14 protein-coding genes are annotated in these 14,964 nt (G+C 60.1%); 11 read left to right on the plus strand and 3 right to left on the minus strand.

The window, feature by feature from the left end; all coding sequences use genetic code 11:
- Window positions 1-45: 45 nt before the first annotated feature.
- The 4 genes from rnhA to IC37_RS16370 all read left to right on the plus strand — a co-directional run bounded on the left by rnhA (window position 46) and on the right by IC37_RS16370 (window position 4,592).
- Window positions 46-498, plus strand: a complete 453-nt coding sequence (rnhA, locus tag IC37_RS16355) for a ribonuclease HI (RefSeq protein ID WP_003180633.1) — start codon at window positions 46-48, stop codon at window positions 496-498.
- 153 nt (window positions 499-651) lie between these two features.
- Complete coding sequence (dnaQ, locus tag IC37_RS16360; protein WP_030130403.1) at window positions 652-1,410, plus strand: DNA polymerase III subunit epsilon; 759 nt, start codon at window positions 652-654, stop codon at window positions 1,408-1,410.
- 297 nt (window positions 1,411-1,707) lie between these two features.
- Window positions 1,708-3,963 carry an Orn/Lys/Arg decarboxylase N-terminal domain-containing protein gene (locus tag IC37_RS16365; RefSeq protein ID WP_030130402.1) on the plus strand — a complete coding sequence of 752 codons (2,256 nt, stop codon included), beginning with the start codon at window positions 1,708-1,710 and terminating at the stop codon, window positions 3,961-3,963.
- A gap of 14 nt (window positions 3,964-3,977) precedes the next feature.
- Entirely contained in the window at window positions 3,978-4,592 is a 615-nt protein-coding gene (locus IC37_RS16370; protein ID WP_030130401.1) for a GNAT family N-acetyltransferase, read from the plus strand.
- On the opposite strand, the gene IC37_RS16375 is transcribed toward IC37_RS16370, so the two are convergent.
- Together IC37_RS16375 and IC37_RS16380 are read right to left on the minus strand one after the other, a co-directional pair.
- A complete protein-coding gene (locus IC37_RS16375) occupies window positions 4,558-5,451 on the minus strand; it encodes a LysR family transcriptional regulator (protein ID WP_030130400.1) in 894 nt (297 codons plus the stop codon). The two genes, IC37_RS16370 and IC37_RS16375, sit on opposite strands and share 35 nt — an antisense overlap.
- A gap of 88 nt (window positions 5,452-5,539) precedes the next feature.
- Window positions 5,540-5,776 carry a hypothetical protein gene (locus IC37_RS16380; RefSeq protein WP_030130399.1) on the minus strand — a complete coding sequence of 79 codons (237 nt, stop codon included), beginning with the start codon at window positions 5,774-5,776 and terminating at the stop codon, window positions 5,540-5,542.
- 184 nt (window positions 5,777-5,960) lie between these two features.
- On the opposite strand from IC37_RS16380, the gene IC37_RS16385 reads away from it, so the two are divergent.
- Window positions 5,961-6,521 carry an NADPH-dependent FMN reductase gene (locus IC37_RS16385; RefSeq protein ID WP_030130398.1) on the plus strand — a complete coding sequence of 187 codons (561 nt, stop codon included), beginning with the start codon at window positions 5,961-5,963 and terminating at the stop codon, window positions 6,519-6,521.
- A gap of 213 nt (window positions 6,522-6,734) precedes the next feature.
- On the opposite strand, the gene IC37_RS16390 is transcribed toward IC37_RS16385, so the two are convergent.
- Entirely contained in the window at window positions 6,735-7,685 is a 951-nt protein-coding gene (locus tag IC37_RS16390) for a DUF1853 family protein (protein ID WP_030130397.1), read from the minus strand.
- Between the two features lie 124 nt (window positions 7,686-7,809).
- On the opposite strand from IC37_RS16390, the gene IC37_RS16395 reads away from it, so the two are divergent.
- Genes IC37_RS16395 through pepN form a run of 6 tightly spaced genes read left to right on the plus strand, consistent with a single transcriptional unit; the run spans window position 7,810 to window position 14,325 of the window.
- A complete protein-coding gene (locus tag IC37_RS16395) occupies window positions 7,810-8,700 on the plus strand; it encodes an NAD(+) kinase (RefSeq protein ID WP_030130396.1) in 891 nt (296 codons plus the stop codon).
- The gene (locus IC37_RS16400) at window positions 8,697-9,671 is read left to right on the plus strand and encodes a metallophosphoesterase (protein WP_177409406.1); all 975 of its coding nucleotides are present in this window, start codon (window positions 8,697-8,699) and stop codon (window positions 9,669-9,671) included. Before IC37_RS16395 ends, IC37_RS16400 begins: the two co-directional genes overlap by 4 nt.
- Complete coding sequence (locus IC37_RS16405; RefSeq protein ID WP_030130394.1) at window positions 9,668-10,537, plus strand: rhomboid family intramembrane serine protease; 870 nt, start codon at window positions 9,668-9,670, stop codon at window positions 10,535-10,537. Before IC37_RS16400 ends, IC37_RS16405 begins: the two co-directional genes overlap by 4 nt.
- A 32-nt stretch (window positions 10,538-10,569) precedes the next feature.
- Window positions 10,570-10,830 carry a YeaC family protein gene (locus IC37_RS16410; RefSeq protein ID WP_019579318.1) on the plus strand — a complete coding sequence of 87 codons (261 nt, stop codon included), beginning with the start codon at window positions 10,570-10,572 and terminating at the stop codon, window positions 10,828-10,830.
- The gene (locus tag IC37_RS16415) at window positions 10,827-11,657 is read left to right on the plus strand and encodes a DUF2797 domain-containing protein (protein ID WP_030130393.1); all 831 of its coding nucleotides are present in this window, start codon (window positions 10,827-10,829) and stop codon (window positions 11,655-11,657) included. The genes IC37_RS16410 and IC37_RS16415 overlap by 4 nt, the downstream gene beginning before the upstream one ends.
- A 10-nt stretch (window positions 11,658-11,667) precedes the next feature.
- Window positions 11,668-14,325, plus strand: coding sequence for an aminopeptidase N (pepN, locus tag IC37_RS16420; RefSeq protein ID WP_030130392.1), 2,658 nt, complete (start codon window positions 11,668-11,670; stop codon window positions 14,323-14,325).
- Window positions 14,326-14,964 lie beyond the last annotated feature (639 nt).

Here is a 14,964-nt window from a genome sequence, read left to right on the forward strand (position 1 = left end):
TCGGTCACCGATCGGCGAGCCACCGCATTTTCTGGATAGATTGGCATGAGCGATAGCGTAGAACTCTTCACCGATGGCGCCTGTAAGGGCAACCCTGGCCCCGGCGGCTGGGGCGCGTTGCTGGTGTGCAAAGGCGTTGAAAAAGAACTCTGGGGCGGCGAAGCCAACACCACCAACAACCGCATGGAATTGATGGGCGCCATCCGTGGCCTGGAAGAGCTCAAGCGCTCCTGCGACGTACTGTTGGTGACCGACTCCCAATACGTGATGAAAGGCATCAACGAGTGGATGGCCAACTGGAAGAAGCGCGGCTGGAAAACCGCGGCGAAGGAACCGGTGAAAAACGCCGACCTGTGGAAACTGCTCGACGAGCAGGTCAATCGCCATAACGTCACCTGGAAATGGGTGCGCGGGCACATCGGCCATCACGGCAACGAACGGGCTGACCAACTGGCCAACCGTGGCGTGGATGAAGTGCGCGGGTACAAACAAGCCTAGACCCTTCACTGATCGTTCCCATGCTCTGCGTGGGAACGATCAGTGGGAGCGAGCCTGCTCGCGATGAGCACAACACGGTGTATCTGAAAGACCCCGGCGAGCGTGTTAACATCGCCGCTTTTGCACGATTGACCCGTTGAGAGCTGAGCACTGATGGCCACCAGATCCGTTGTACTCGATACCGAAACCACCGGCATGCCGGTGACCGACGGCCACCGGATTATCGAAATCGGTTGTGTCGAGTTGATCGGTCGGCGCCTGACCGGCCGGCATTTCCACGTTTATCTGCAACCGGATCGCGAGAGTGACGAAGGCGCCATCGGCGTCCACGGCATCACTAACGAATTCCTGGTGGGCAAGCCGCGTTTCACCGAAGTGGCCGATGAGTTTTTCGAGTTCATCAAGGGCGCGCAGCTGATCATCCATAACGCGGCATTCGACGTTGGCTTCATCAACAACGAATTCGCCCTGATGGGCCGGCACGATCGTGCGGACATCACGCAACATTGCTCGATCCTCGACACCCTGATGATGGCTCGGGAGCGTCACCCGGGGCAGCGCAACAGCCTCGACGCCTTGTGCAAGCGCTATGACGTCGACAACTCAGGCCGTGAACTGCACGGCGCCTTGCTCGACTCCGAGATTCTCGCCGACGTTTACTTAACCATGACGGGTGGGCAGACCAGCCTGTCGCTGGCCGGGAATGCATCCGATGGCAATGGTTCAGGTGAAGGCGCGGACAACTCCGCCACGGAGATCCGTCGTCTGCCGGCCGATCGTCAGCCGGCCCGGATCATCCGCGCCAGTGAAGAAGATCTGGCCCAGCACATCGCGCGCCTTGAAGCCATTGCCAAATCCGCCGGCGCTCCGTCGCTGTGGCAGCAATTGGCTGAGGCCAAGGCTCAGGCGTAAATCGCAGATAAAAAGCGAAAGTGCTTTTGTGGCGAGGGAGCTTGCTCCCGCTGAGTCGCGAAGCGGCTCCCTGCGGTCTTCCAGTGACACCGCTCTGCAGGGTTTGCGACTGCTACGCAGCCGAGCGGGAGCGAGCTCCCTCGCCACAAGAGTTCATCTCTACTTCACATTCTCTCGCTTCAGCATGGTGCATCAGCCGACCCGCTTCAGGGCATCCCCCTCGCCACATGCGCTCCAACCCTCTACCCTGAGGTTATTGGCAGGCCACGGTCTGCCGCCTCAGGACACCGAGCCCCCATGTATAAAGATTTGAAATTCCCGGTCCTGATCGTCCACCGCGACATCAAGGCCGACACCGTTGCCGGTGATCGTGTGCGTGGTATTGCGCGGGAACTGGAGCAGGAAGGTTTCAGCATTGTTTCTGCGGTGGATTACACCGAGGGACGTCTGGTCGCCTCGACCCATCATGGCCTCGCCTGCATGTTGATTGCCGCCGAAGACGCCAGCACCCATGCTCATCTTCTGCATAACATGGCCGAGCTGATCCGCCTGGCACGGGTTCGGGCGCCGGACCTGCCGATCTTTGCCCTGGGCGAGCAGGTCACCCTGGAAAATGCCCCGGCCGATGCCATGGCGGAGCTCAATCAGCTGCGCGGCATTCTCTATTTGTTCGAAGACACCGTGCCCTTCCTCGCGCGTCAGGTCGCCCGCGCGGCGCGCAAGTATCTGGATGGTTTGCTGCCACCGTTCTTCAAGGCGCTGGTGCAGCACACCGCCGACTCCAATTATTCCTGGCACACCCCCGGCCATGGTGGTGGCGTGGCGTATCACAAGAGCCCGGTGGGGCAGGCGTTTCACCAGTTCTTCGGGGAAAACACCCTGCGTTCGGATTTGTCGGTGTCGGTACCGGAACTCGGTTCGCTGCTCGATCACACCGGCCCGCTGGCCGAGGCGGAAGCGAGAGCCGCGCGCAATTTCGGCGCCGATCACACCTTTTTCGTGATCAATGGCACCTCGACCGCCAACAAGATCGTCTGGCATTCCATGGTGGCCCGTGATGATCTGGTGCTGGTGGATCGCAACTGCCACAAGTCGGTGCTGCACTCGATCATCATGACCGGCGCGATCCCGTTGTACCTGTGCCCGGAGCGCAATGAGCTGGGGATCATCGGCCCGATTCCGTTGAGCGAATTCAGTCGCGAATCGATCCAGGCCAAGATCGACGCCAGTCCGCTGACCCAGGGCCGTGAGCCCAAGGTCAAGTTGGCGGTGGTGACCAACTCGACTTACGACGGTCTCTGTTACAACGCCGAGCTGATCAAGCAGAGCCTGGGCAACAGCGTCGAGGTGCTGCATTTCGATGAGGCCTGGTACGCCTACGCGGCGTTTCACGAGTTTTTCGCCGGTCGTTACGGCATGGGCACTTCCCGCAGCGAAGACAGCCCGTTGGTGTTCACTACGCACTCCACGCACAAATTACTGGCGGCGTTCAGTCAGGCGTCGATGATTCACGTTCAGGACGGTGGAGCCCGGCAACTGGATCGCGACCGGTTCAACGAAGCATTCATGATGCACATTTCGACCTCGCCGCAGTACAGCATCATCGCTTCGCTGGACGTGGCGTCGGCGATGATGGAAGGGCCGGCAGGTCGTTCGCTGTTGCAGGAAATGTTCGACGAGGCCCTGAGCTTTCGCCGGGCCCTGGCCAATCTGCGCCAGCATATCGCCGCCGATGACTGGTGGTTTTCCATCTGGCAGCCACCCTTGGTGGAACGCATCGAACAGGTGGTCACCGAAGACTGGCTGCTGCAACCTGACGCCGATTGGCACGGCTTTGGCGGCGTGACCGACGACTATGTGCTGCTCGATCCGATCAAGGTCACGCTGGTGATGCCGGGTTTGACTGCGGGCGGTGCCCTGAGCGCGCGGGGGATTCCGGCGGCGGTGGTCAGCAAATTCCTCTGGGAACGTGGGCTGGTCGTGGAAAAGACCGGTCTGTATTCGTTCCTGGTGCTGTTCTCCATGGGCATCACCAAGGGCAAATGGAGCACGCTGCTGACCGAGTTGCTGGAGTTCAAGCGCAGTTACGACGCCAATGTCAGCCTGACCACCTGCCTGCCGTGTGTGGCGCAACCCAATATTGCCCGTTATCAAGGCATGGGCCTGCGCGATCTGTGTGATCAATTGCACACCTGCTATCGCAGCAACGCCACGGCCAAACACCTCAAACGCATGTACACAGTGCTGCCGGAAGTCGCCATGAAGCCGGCTGACGCCTATGATCAATTGGTACGCGGGGAAGTTGAAGCTGTTTCGATCGATGCTCTGGACGGGCGGATCGCAGCGGTAATGCTGGTGCCATACCCGCCGGGGATTCCATTGATCATGCCCGGCGAGCGTTTCACCGAGTCGACCCGTTCGATCATCGATTATCTTAAGTTTGCCCGTACGTTCGACAGTAGCTTCCCCGGATTTGTCGTAGATGTGCATGGCTTGCAACACGAAGACGAGGGCAATGGACGGCATTACACCGTCGATTGCATCAAGGAATGAGGACCTTTCCGAGTATGCAACCAGTCATGAATCCCAAATACCCGGGCCTCTCGGTGCGTGTCGCCGATGAGGGATTTGCGGCTTATATCTGGGGCAGTGATTTCAGTTTTGAAGTCGCCGCCTATGGTGCCGCGCAAATCGGTAAGCCGGTGGCGCAGTGGCCGGTGACGCCGATCACACCGTATCGCAAGTGCTACGGCATCGATCCCGAGGAATTCAGCAGTTTTCGCGATGCCGCTGACAGCGCGATTTTCATGGCCTATCTGGATGATGAACCGGTGGGTCACTTGGTGGTCAGCACCAACTGGAACGGCTTCGCCCATATCGATGAGTTGGCGGTGCATGCTCCGGCGCGTCGCCATGGCGTGGCCAAGGCGTTGCTGGACGTGGCGCAGTTCTGGAGTCGCAAGAAAAAACTGCCGGGCATCATGCTGGAAACCCAGAACAACAACCTGAGCGCCTGTCGACTTTATGAGCGTTGCGGTTACACGGTCGGCGGGATCGATCATCTGCGCTATCGCGGGATCGACCCGAACACCGCCGAGGTGGCACTGTTCTGGTACCGGTTGTTCGATAATCCGCTGGAAAACCCGCTCAGCTCGCCAGCATCGCCACGGCTTGTTCCGTGATGATGTCCAGCAACGCCTGAACCGCCGAAGAGGGCTCGACGCTCTTGAGGCTCAAGGCATAGACGCTGATCGGGACGGCAGGCGCCAGTGGGCAGGCATCGAGCCCGGCCGATTTGGCGCCGAGGGCGGTAAACGGGTCGACGATCGCCAGGCCTTCACCGGCCTCGACCATGCTGCGCATCATTTGATGAGTCTGGACCCGGGTCTGGATGACGGGAGCTGGGCGCAGCGCATGCAGCTTGTTGTCCAGCGCCGGGCTTAACGGATCGTGCCCTTCCAGGCCGACCATCGACTGACCGGCCAGGTCCTGCAGCGAGATGTACTTCTGTTTCGGTTGTAGCCAGCCATGGGGTGCCAGTAGCTGGAGCTTGCCTTGAGCGATGACCTGGCAATGGATATCGGCGTGGTCCGGGTCGTGCAGGCTCAGGCCCAGATCGCTTTCACGCAGCAGCAGGCTTCTGACAATCTCCCGAGTCGGCTGGCTCAGGAGGGTGCAAGGTGCGTCGGGGAGGCGTCGGCGCAGGGCCGCAATGCTATGTGGCAACAGGTGTTGTGCCAAAGGCGGGGTGCAGATGATTCGCAGGGGCGGGGCCAAGTATTGCTTGAGGCTGCTGGCCAGTCGCTGGACCGGCTCAAGGGCTTCGTAGACGTGGGCGATCTCGACCTGCAGCTCCCGCGCCTCGCGTGTGGCTTGCAGGCGACCACGCACGCTGGCAAACAGCATGAAACCCAACTGATCCTCGGCGTCACGCAGTGTGCGTTCGACCTCGGCCACCGGCAGCTGCAGCCATTCGGCGGCGGTGCCCAGATGGCCGGTCTGCAGGAGCGCCTGGATCACTTCGATATGACGTAAACGCATGCGTGAAGTCCATGTTCAGCAGGTGAGGGAGTCAGTCACTGAATCCTAACTCAAGTGCGCGCATATGACTTCTGCTCATAACAGCGGGTTATGAGGCCACGTTCGTTTCAGGTTCGCGAGTGAGGGTGACGCCCGATTGCACCAGCACAAATTCGTTGTCGTCGAGTTTGTTGATCCGGTCGCCAATGGCCAGTTTATAGGTGGTGACAGGCACCGAGCCGGCAAGGCCGTCGTGCGACGGGGTGGATTCCTGGAACTCATGCACGGAATAAACGCGGCCTTCCGCGTCTCTTGCATGGAACTGACCGATGAGTACTGCTGCCATCTGCTTAGAACCTCTGGAGATAAATCACTCAATTTGCGGTTCTGTAGACCGTGGTTGGGCGAGGTAAGTTTTCCTACAGGAAAAAAATAGTCAGGGGCGGCGTTTTTCCGTCGCCCACTGGTTGAATCGTCATTTGATCATCTATAACTAGAAGCTCTTCCCATCGGACAGTCGAGAATCTTCCATGAGCAACGTCTACGAGATCGCCGTTCTGGTCGGCAGCCTGAGAAAAGCATCAATCAACCGCAAGGTCGCGCTGGCGCTGGCCGAACTGGCGCCTGCCAATCTGAAGCTGACTATCATCGAAATCGGTGATTTGCCGCTCTACAACGAAGACATCGATGGCGATTCACCGCCGGCAGCCTACAGTACTTTCCGACAACAAGTGAGCTCATCCGACGCGGTGCTGTTCGTGACTCCGGAATACAACCGTTCGGTGCCAGCGCCGTTGAAGAATGCGATCGATGTGGGTTCGCGCCCCTATGGCAAGAGCGCCTGGAACGGCAAGCCGGGTGCGGTGATCAGCGTTTCACCGGGCGCCGTGGGCGGGTTTGGGGCCAACCATAACGTGCGCCAGTCTATGGTGTTTCTCAATGTGCCGTGCATGCAGCAGCCGGAAGCCTATCTGGGCGGTGCCGGTTCAGCGTTCGACGAGGCGGGCAAGTTGTCAGAGTCGGTCAGGCCGTTCTTGCAGAAATTCATCGATGCGTATGCGCTGTGGGTTGAGCAGCATAAAAAGCTATGACCCGTTTACGTGGCGCTGATTAATTCTTGTGGTCAGCCACAATCCCTGTGGGAGCGGGCTTGCTCGCGAAAGCGGTGTATCAGGAAACATCAATGTTGACTGTTCCGCCGTCTTCTTGAGCAAGCCCGCTCCCACAGGGATCTTCGTGCAATCAGTCGATCTCGTGTGGGTGCGAGCCTGCTCGCGATAGGGCCGGTCCATTCACCACAAAATTCATCCATTACCCGGCACATTCGGCCAAAGATCGGACACCAGAAACAACCGCTCGGCTTCCTCCCAATCTCCTTCGCCATTCTCTGTCAGCCGAACCATCAATTGCGCCGGTGCCAGCGGGTCCAGATCGCTCAGCCACGCATTCAGCCGTTCAGCGTTCCAGGTTTGCTCTTCGGGATAGTGCGCCGGCGCCAGCCAGGCATGGCGGGGCAGGGGTTGCCAGCGACCGAACGGGCGCTGCACGACAAAGTCCGCCCAGTCTTTCTGATGCAGCCAGCTACCGCGCAGATGCTGAGGGTGCGCGCCGCTGGGGGACTCGGACTGTCCCGGCCACGGATAGAGCAGATAGCCGCCCAACCAAAGATGCGCACTGAACTGCTGGATATCCAGCGACGCCAGCACTGCACGGCTTTCCGCCCGCGCGGAAATCGGTAATTGATGCTGGCTCAGGTGCTTCAGTTTACGGTCCAGCCGATCATGACAACCCGGTCCGAGCCACTGCGCGGAGTCATGGCCGTCACCGTTCTGTGGCCCAAGATAGAGCTTGATCGCCAGTTCCAGGTGATGCACGCCATCGCGATCACGCAGCAGCATGTCCAGCTCACCCAAGGTGTGGCCTTCACGGCGGATCGGCATGTTGGCGGCAATCAGTTCGATGCCGGGCGCGTGCCGCACGGCGTATTGCCACAGTCGCTCGTAGTACAGACCCAGCCGCCGGGTTCTGGCCTGGGCCAGCCAGTGCAGCAAATCGTAGCTGTCGCGATCCAGTTGCCTGAGCCAGTGTTCCAGGCGCTCCGGTGCCTGCACCCAGTCGCTGCCGGCCAGCGGATGACGCTGCGGCCACGGGGTGACGCTGAGCATCGGCGGCGCGAGGATGACCCAAGCCAGGTCGCGCACTTCAGGGTGGCGCAACTGGTGGGGTAACTGGAGCAAATCTGGAAATAGGATCATCTTGCGAGCATAGCCCGAAACGCGAGCGCACCGTCGTAGCTGAAAGGGTTTTGTCTACGCCGCGCTTTCGCCCATAATCGTGTTTTTCGCCGTCGCAGGCCCTCCGCGTCCCAATAGGAGCCCCATGGAGCAATTTCGTAATATCGGCATCATCGGTCGCCTGGGCAGTTCTCAGGTGCTGGATACCGTCCGCCGACTGAAACGGTTTCTGCTCGATCGTCACCTGCATGTGATCCTCGAAGACACCATCGCCGAAGTCCTGCCGGGCCATGGCCTGCAAACTTCGTCGCGCAAGATGCTCGGTGAAGTCTGTGACATGGTGATTGTGGTCGGTGGTGATGGCAGCCTGCTGGGCGCCGCCCGGGCGCTGGCCAAGCACAATATTCCGGTGCTCGGCATCAACCGGGGTAGCCTGGGGTTCCTGACCGATATTCGTCCCGATGAGCTGGAAGTCAAAGTCGCCGAAGTGCTCGACGGCCACTATCTGGTGGAAAACCGCTTCCTCCTGCAAGCCGAAGTCCGTCGTCACGCCGAAGCCATCGGCCAAGGCGATGCACTGAACGATGTGGTGCTGCACCCCGGTAAATCGACTCGGATGATCGAGTTCGAGTTGTACATCGACGGCCAGTTCGTCTGCAGCCAGAAGGCCGACGGCCTGATCGTTGCCACGCCGACCGGTTCGACCGCCTACGCCTTGTCGGCAGGCGGCCCGATCATGCATCCCAAGCTCGACGCTATTGTGATTGTGCCGATGTACCCCCATACCTTGTCAGGTAGGCCGATCGTGGTCGATGGCAACAGTGAGCTGAAAATCGTCGTGTCCAAAGATATGCAGATTTACCCGCAAGTCTCCTGTGACGGGCAGAATCACTTCACCTGCGCGCCCGGTGACACCATCACCATCAGCAAAAAAGCGCAGAAGCTGCGGCTGATTCATCCGCTGGACCACAACTACTATGAGGTCTGCCGGACCAAGCTCGGCTGGGGCAGCAAGTTGGGTGGTGGAGGCGACTGATGCTCGATCCCGCGCGTAGCTACGACCTGATCGGTGACGTGCACGGTTGCGCTCTGACCCTTGAGCACTTGCTCGACCGGCTCGGTTACCACAAACAGGCGGGTGTCTGGCGGCATCCGTCGCGCATGGCGGTGTTCCTCGGCGACATCATCGACCGCGGCCCGCGGATTCGCGAGGCGCTGCACATCGTCCACGACATGGTCGAGGCCGGCCAGGCGCTGTGCATCATGGGCAACCATGAATTCAACGCCCTCGGCTGGAGCACGCCGGCGTTACCGGGCAGTGGCCAGCAGTTCGTGCGTGAACATACGCCACGCCACGCGCGCCTGCTCAAGGAAACCCTGACCCAGTTCGAAGACCATCCCGCGGAGTGGCATGACTTCCTGCAATGGTTCTATAAGCTGCCATTGTTCGTCGATGCCGGGCGTTTCCGGGTGGTGCATGCCTGCTGGGATGCCGGCCTGATCGAGCCGTTGCGCGGGTTGTTCCCCGACGGCTGCATCGATGAGCACTTCCTCCAGGCCTCCGCGGTGCCAGGCAGTTTTGCCTGCACCGTGTTCGATCGCCTGTTGCGCGGCACCGACATGCGTTTGCCCCATGGGTTGACCATGACCAGCGGCGACGGCTTGACGCGCTCGTTTTTCCGCACCAAGTTCTGGGAAGACGACCCGCAAACCTACGGAGATATCGTGTTCCAGCCCGACGCCTTGCCTGAGCCGGTAGCCCGCACGCCACTGTCGTCCACCGAAAAAGACAACTTGCTGCGCTACGGCGTCGATGAGCCGTTGTTGTTCGTCGGCCACTACTGGCGCAGCGGCAAACCGGCGCCGATCCGCCCGAACCTGGCGTGCCTGGATTACAGCGCGGTGCTCTACGGAAAACTGGTCGCTTATCGTCTGGATCAGGAAACCCGTCTCGACCCGCATAAGTTCGTCTGGGTCGATGTCGAGCGGCCGGAGGTGCTGCAATGACGGCGGTGGCGGTATTGCGTCTGCCTCTGGCGGTGGATTTGAGCGGGTTCGTCAAACTGCTGCAGCGCATGCAAGTGCCCCATCGGGTCAGCGAAGAAGCGGGCGAGCAAGTGCTGTGGGTGCCGGCCAACATCAGCGAAGACGTGCGCTCATTGTACGAACGCTTTCCGGCGGGCGACCCCGATCAGCAACTGGATATCCCGATCGAGCAAACGCGGCAGCGTCCGGGTTTCGCCGAACAGTTGCGTCACAGCAAGGCTACGGCGTTGGTGCTGTTGCTGAGCCTGATCGTCGCCATGGTGACCCTGCTTGGCGAAAACCTCGAGACGATGCGCTGGCTGACCTTCCTCGATTTTCGTGTGATCGGCGACTACATCCATTTCACGCCATTGGCCGACAGCCTGGCGGCGGGGCAGTGGTGGCGTCTGGTGACGCCGATGCTGATCCACTTCGGCATCCTGCACCTGGCCATGAACGGCATGTGGTACTGGGAGCTGGGGCGGCGCATCGAGTCGCGTCAGGGCAGCATCAACCTGATCGGCCTGACGCTGCTGTTCAGCCTGGTGTCCAACTATGCCCAGTTCGTTTTCGGCGGCCCGAGCCTGTTTGGCGGGTTGTCCGGGGTGCTGTACGGCTTGCTCGGGCATTGCTGGATTTTCCAGGTCCTGTCGCCGAACCCGGCTTATCGCCTGCCCCGAGGGGTGTTGGTGATGATGCTGGTGTGGTTGCTGCTGTGCCTGTCGGGGCTTGTCTCAATGATCGGCTTCGGTGAAATTGCCAACGCGGCCCACGTCAGCGGGTTACTCATCGGATGCTTCACCGGTTTGTTGGGCGGTTTGTACAACCGCCGTAAACTGGCCGTCTAAAACAGTTATGAATAAAGAGCGCGGAGCCCTTGATGTCCTCTTTTAACGAAATGATCAAAAACATCACCCCGGATATCTACCAGAGCCTGAAATTGGCGGTGGAAATCGGCAAATGGTCCGACGGTGGCAAACTCACCGCCGAGCAGCGCGAACTGTCCCTGCAAGCGATGATCGCCTGGGAAATCCAGAACCTGCCCGAGGAAGAACGCACCGGCTACATGGGCCCGCAGGAATGCGCGTCGAAGTCGATTGAAGTGCCAAACATTCTGTTCAAATCGGATGCCATCCATTGATCGAGATTGGCCGCGGTGCAATCAGCAAAATGTCGGCGCGCCTTGACGGGCCGAACGTTCAGTACGCTTTTCGTCTGGGCGACGCCGAGGTGCCGGTCAATCCGTTGATCGGCACCACGGTGCGCCTGGAATACCTGGGGGCGATCCACTGCACCCATTGCGGACGCAAGACCAAAACCAGTTTCAGCCAGGGTTACTGCTACCCGTGCATGACCAAACTGGCCCAGTGCGACCTCTGCATCATGAGCCCGGAACGTTGCCACTACGACGCCGGCACCTGCCGTGATCCAGAGTGGGGCGAAAAATTCTGCATGACCGATCATGTGGTGTATCTGGCCAATTCGTCGGGAATCAAGGTCGGCATCACCCGCGCCACGCAGCTGCCCACCCGTTGGCTCGATCAGGGCGCCAGCCAGGCCTTGCCGATCATGCGCGTTGCGACCCGCCAGCAGTCGGGCTTCGTCGAAGACCTGTTCCGCAGCCAGGTAGCCGACAAGACCAACTGGCGTGCTTTACTCAAGGGCGATGCCGTATCGGTGGACCTGGCGCAGGTTCGCGATCAGCTGTTCGACAGCTGCGCCGAAGGCCTGCAAACATTGCAGGAACGATTTGGCCTACAAGCAATCCAGACCATTACCGATGTCGAACCGCTCGAGATCCGCTATCCGATCGAGCAATACCCGGCCAAGATTGTCAGCTTCAACCTGGACAAGAACCCGATTGCCGAAGGCACGCTGCTGGGAATCAAGGGCCAATACCTGATTTTCGACACCGGCGTGATCAATATTCGTAAATACACGGCCTACCAGCTCGCCGTGCATCAGTAAGGATTCCAGCATGCGCACCGAACAACCGAAGATGATCTACCTGAAGGACTATCAGGCGCCTGAGTACCTGATCGACGAGACGCACCTGACCTTCGAGTTGTTCGAGGACCACAGCCTGGTCCATGCGCAACTGGTGATGCGCCGCAATCCTGAACGTGGCCCGGGCTTGCCGCCGCTGGTGCTGGACGGTCAGCAACTCGAGCTGCTGTCGGTGACATTGGCCGATCGCGAACTGAGCGCCGCCGACTACCAACTCACCGAGAACCACTTGACCCTGCAACCGACCGACACAAGCTTCACGGTCGACACCAGCGTCCGGATCCACCCGGAAACCAACACCGCCCTGGAAGGCCTGTACAAATCCGGCACCATGTTCTGCACCCAGTGCGAGGCCGAAGGTTTCCGCAAGATCACCTATTACCTCGACCGTCCGGACGTGATGAGCACCTTCACCACCACGGTGGTTGCCGAGCAGCACAGCTATCCGGTGCTGCTGTCCAACGGCAACCCGATTGCCTCAGGTCCCGGCGAAGAAGGCCGGCACTGGGCGACCTGGGAAGACCCGTTCAAGAAACCCGCTTACCTGTTCGCGCTGGTGGCCGGTGACCTGTGGTGCGTCGAAGACACTTTCACCACCATGACCGAGCGCTCCGTGGCGCTGCGCATCTATGTCGAGCCGGAAAACATCGACAAGTGCCAGCACGCCATGAACAGCCTGAAGAAGTCGATGCGTTGGGACGAAGAGGTTTACGGTCGCGAGTACGACCTGGACATCTTCATGATCGTCGCGGTCAACGACTTCAACATGGGCGCCATGGAAAACAAGGGCCTCAACATCTTCAACTCCAGCGCCGTGCTGGCCCGCGCCGAAACGGCTACCGACGCCGCGCACCAACGGGTGGAAGCGATCGTTGCCCACGAATACTTCCACAACTGGTCGGGTAACCGCGTGACCTGCCGCGACTGGTTCCAGCTGTCGCTGAAGGAAGGCTTCACCGTGTTTCGCGATTCCGGCTTCTCCGCCGACATGAACTCGGCCACGGTCAAGCGCATCCAGGACGTGGCGTACCTGCGCACCCATCAGTTTGCCGAAGACGCCGGCCCGATGGCCCACGCCGTGCGCCCGGACAGCTTCATCGAGATTTCCAACTTTTACACCCTGACCGTGTACGAAAAGGGTTCGGAAGTGGTCGGCATGATCCACACCTTGCTTGGCGCTGACGGTTTCCGCAAAGGCAGCGACCTGTACTTCGAACGCCATGACGGCCAGGCCGTGACCTGCGACGACTTCATCAAGGCCATGGAAGACGCCAATGGCGTTGACCTGACCCAGTTCAAACGTTGGTACAGCCAGGCCGGCACACCGCGTTTGGCGGTAAGCGAGTCCTACAATGCCGCAGCGAAAACCTACAGCCTGACCTTCCGCCAGAGCTGCCCGGAAACCCCGGACAAGGTGGAAAAATTGCCGTTCGTGATTCCGGTGGAACTGGGCCTGCTGGACAGCAAGGGTGGTGAGATTGCCCTGCGTCTTGCTGGTGAAGCCAGTGCTCAAGGCACCTCGCGGGTTATTTCGGTGACTGAAGCCGAGCAGACCTTCACCTTCATCGACATTGCTGAAAAGCCGCTGCCTTCGTTGCTGCGCGGCTTCTCGGCGCCGGTGAAATTGAGCTTCCCGTACGATCGCGATCAGCTGATGTTCCTGATGCAGCACGACAGCGACGGATTCAACCGCTGGGATGCCGGTCAGCAACTGTCGGTGCAGGTGCTGCAAGAGTTGATCGAACAGCAACAGAAGGGTGAAACGCTGGTGCTGGATCAGCGTTTGGTTTCAGCGCTGCGTACCGTGCTGTCCGACGAGACGCTGGATCAGGCGATGGTCGCCGAAATGCTTTCGCTGCCGGGCGAGGCGTATCTGACCGAGATCAGTGAAGTGGCTGACGTCGACGCCATTCACACGGCTCGCGAGTTTGCCCGAAAGCAATTGGCTGAAGGCTTGTTTGAGGCATTGTGGCTGCGTTATCAGGCCAATCGCGATCTCTCGAAGAAAACGCCGTATGTGGCCGAAGCCGAGCATTTCGCCCGCCGCGCGCTGCAAAACATTGCGCTGTCGTACCTGATGCTCAGCGGCAAGCCGGAAGTGTTGGCGGCAACCCTTGAACAGTTCGACACCAGCGACAACATGACCGAGCGTCTGACGGCGTTGGCGGTGGTGGTGAATTCGCCGTTCGAAGAGCAGAAAGCCACGGCGTTGGCGACCTTCGCCGAACACTTCAAGGACAATCCGCTGGTCATGGATCAGTGGTTCAGCGTCCAGGCTGGCAGCACGTTGCCGGGTGGCCTGGAGCGGGTCAAAGCCTTGATGCAACACCCGGCGTTCACGATCAAGAACCCGAACAAGGTACGGGCACTGATCGGCGCGTTTGCCGGGCAAAACCTGATCAACTTCCATGCGGCGGATGGTTCCGGGTATCGGTTCCTGGCGGATCTGGTGATTGAACTCAACGGCTTCAATCCGCAGATTGCCTCTCGCCAACTGGCGCCGCTGACTCGCTGGCGTAAATACGACAGCGCTCGACAGGCGTTGATGAAAGGTGAGCTGGAGCGGATTCGCGCTTCGGGGCAACTGTCCAGCGACGTGTTCGAAGTGGTCAGCAAAAGCCTGGCCTGAGTTTGGCCTTGTTCCTGCAGGGTTCACACGGACCCCTGTGGGAGCGGGCTTGCTCGCGAAGGCGGCCTGGTAGCCGACCTGTCTCTTGCAGGTGTACACCGATCAAATTGTGGGAGCTGGCTTGTCGGGTCGCCGCATCGCTGCGATGGCGGCCTGATAGCCGACCGGGCTCTTTGATGGTGTACATATCCGTTTCTGCGGTCACGGCGGCTGGCGGTTTCGCTTTTACAGCGAGTCCCTTTTCCAAACGCCGAAAAGGAACCAAAAGGCTTTGCCCCTCCATTCGGTGCCTCGCCTAGGCTCGGCATGCCCTCACTCCGGCATTGCTTCGGGGGCCCGCCGCCATCGGCCATCCATGGCCGGGGGCGGCTACCGCGGCATCCTTGCCGCGGTGCCCCCTACGCAACGCCTGCGTTCGGCCTCTGGGAAAGGGGCAACAGATCAAGATCACGATCAAAAGCCAAAGCAACGGCAAGATCAACAGCTTCGCGAGCAAGCCCGCTCCCACAGTTGGACTGGGTACATCCGGGGGAAGATTGGTCGACTGACAGGCCGCCATCGCAGCGATGCGGCGACCCGACAAGCCAGCTCCCACAAAAAATCAGAGCACATCCACTCTGCTTCACTCAACAGGCCGAG

It is taken from the genome of Pseudomonas sp. QTF5, assembly GCF_000512695.2.
GTDB lineage: Bacteria > Pseudomonadota > Gammaproteobacteria > Pseudomonadales > Pseudomonadaceae > Aquipseudomonas.

What these genes read in the sequence shown, in the direction of transcription:
- rnhA (WP_003180633.1), top strand. Translation starts at nt 46, where the DNA reads ATGAGCGATAGCGTAGAACTCTTCACCGATGGCGCCTGTAAGGGCAAC.
- dnaQ (WP_030130403.1), top strand. Translation starts at nt 652, where the DNA reads ATGGCCACCAGATCCGTTGTACTCGATACCGAAACCACCGGCATGCCG.
- IC37_RS16365 (WP_030130402.1), top strand. Translation starts at nt 1,708, where the DNA reads ATGTATAAAGATTTGAAATTCCCGGTCCTGATCGTCCACCGCGACATC.
- IC37_RS16370 (WP_030130401.1), top strand. Translation starts at nt 3,978, where the DNA reads ATGCAACCAGTCATGAATCCCAAATACCCGGGCCTCTCGGTGCGTGTC.
- IC37_RS16375 (WP_030130400.1), bottom strand. Translation starts at nt 5,451, where the DNA reads ATGCGTTTACGTCATATCGAAGTGATCCAGGCGCTCCTGCAGACCGGC.
- IC37_RS16380 (WP_030130399.1), bottom strand. Translation starts at nt 5,776, where the DNA reads ATGGCAGCAGTACTCATCGGTCAGTTCCATGCAAGAGACGCGGAAGGC.
- IC37_RS16385 (WP_030130398.1), top strand. Translation starts at nt 5,961, where the DNA reads ATGAGCAACGTCTACGAGATCGCCGTTCTGGTCGGCAGCCTGAGAAAA.
- IC37_RS16390 (WP_030130397.1), bottom strand. Translation starts at nt 7,685, where the DNA reads ATGATCCTATTTCCAGATTTGCTCCAGTTACCCCACCAGTTGCGCCAC.
- IC37_RS16395 (WP_030130396.1), top strand. Translation starts at nt 7,810, where the DNA reads ATGGAGCAATTTCGTAATATCGGCATCATCGGTCGCCTGGGCAGTTCT.
- IC37_RS16405 (WP_030130394.1), top strand. Translation starts at nt 9,668, where the DNA reads ATGACGGCGGTGGCGGTATTGCGTCTGCCTCTGGCGGTGGATTTGAGC.
- IC37_RS16410 (WP_019579318.1), top strand. Translation starts at nt 10,570, where the DNA reads ATGTCCTCTTTTAACGAAATGATCAAAAACATCACCCCGGATATCTAC.
- pepN (WP_030130392.1), top strand. Translation starts at nt 11,668, where the DNA reads ATGCGCACCGAACAACCGAAGATGATCTACCTGAAGGACTATCAGGCG.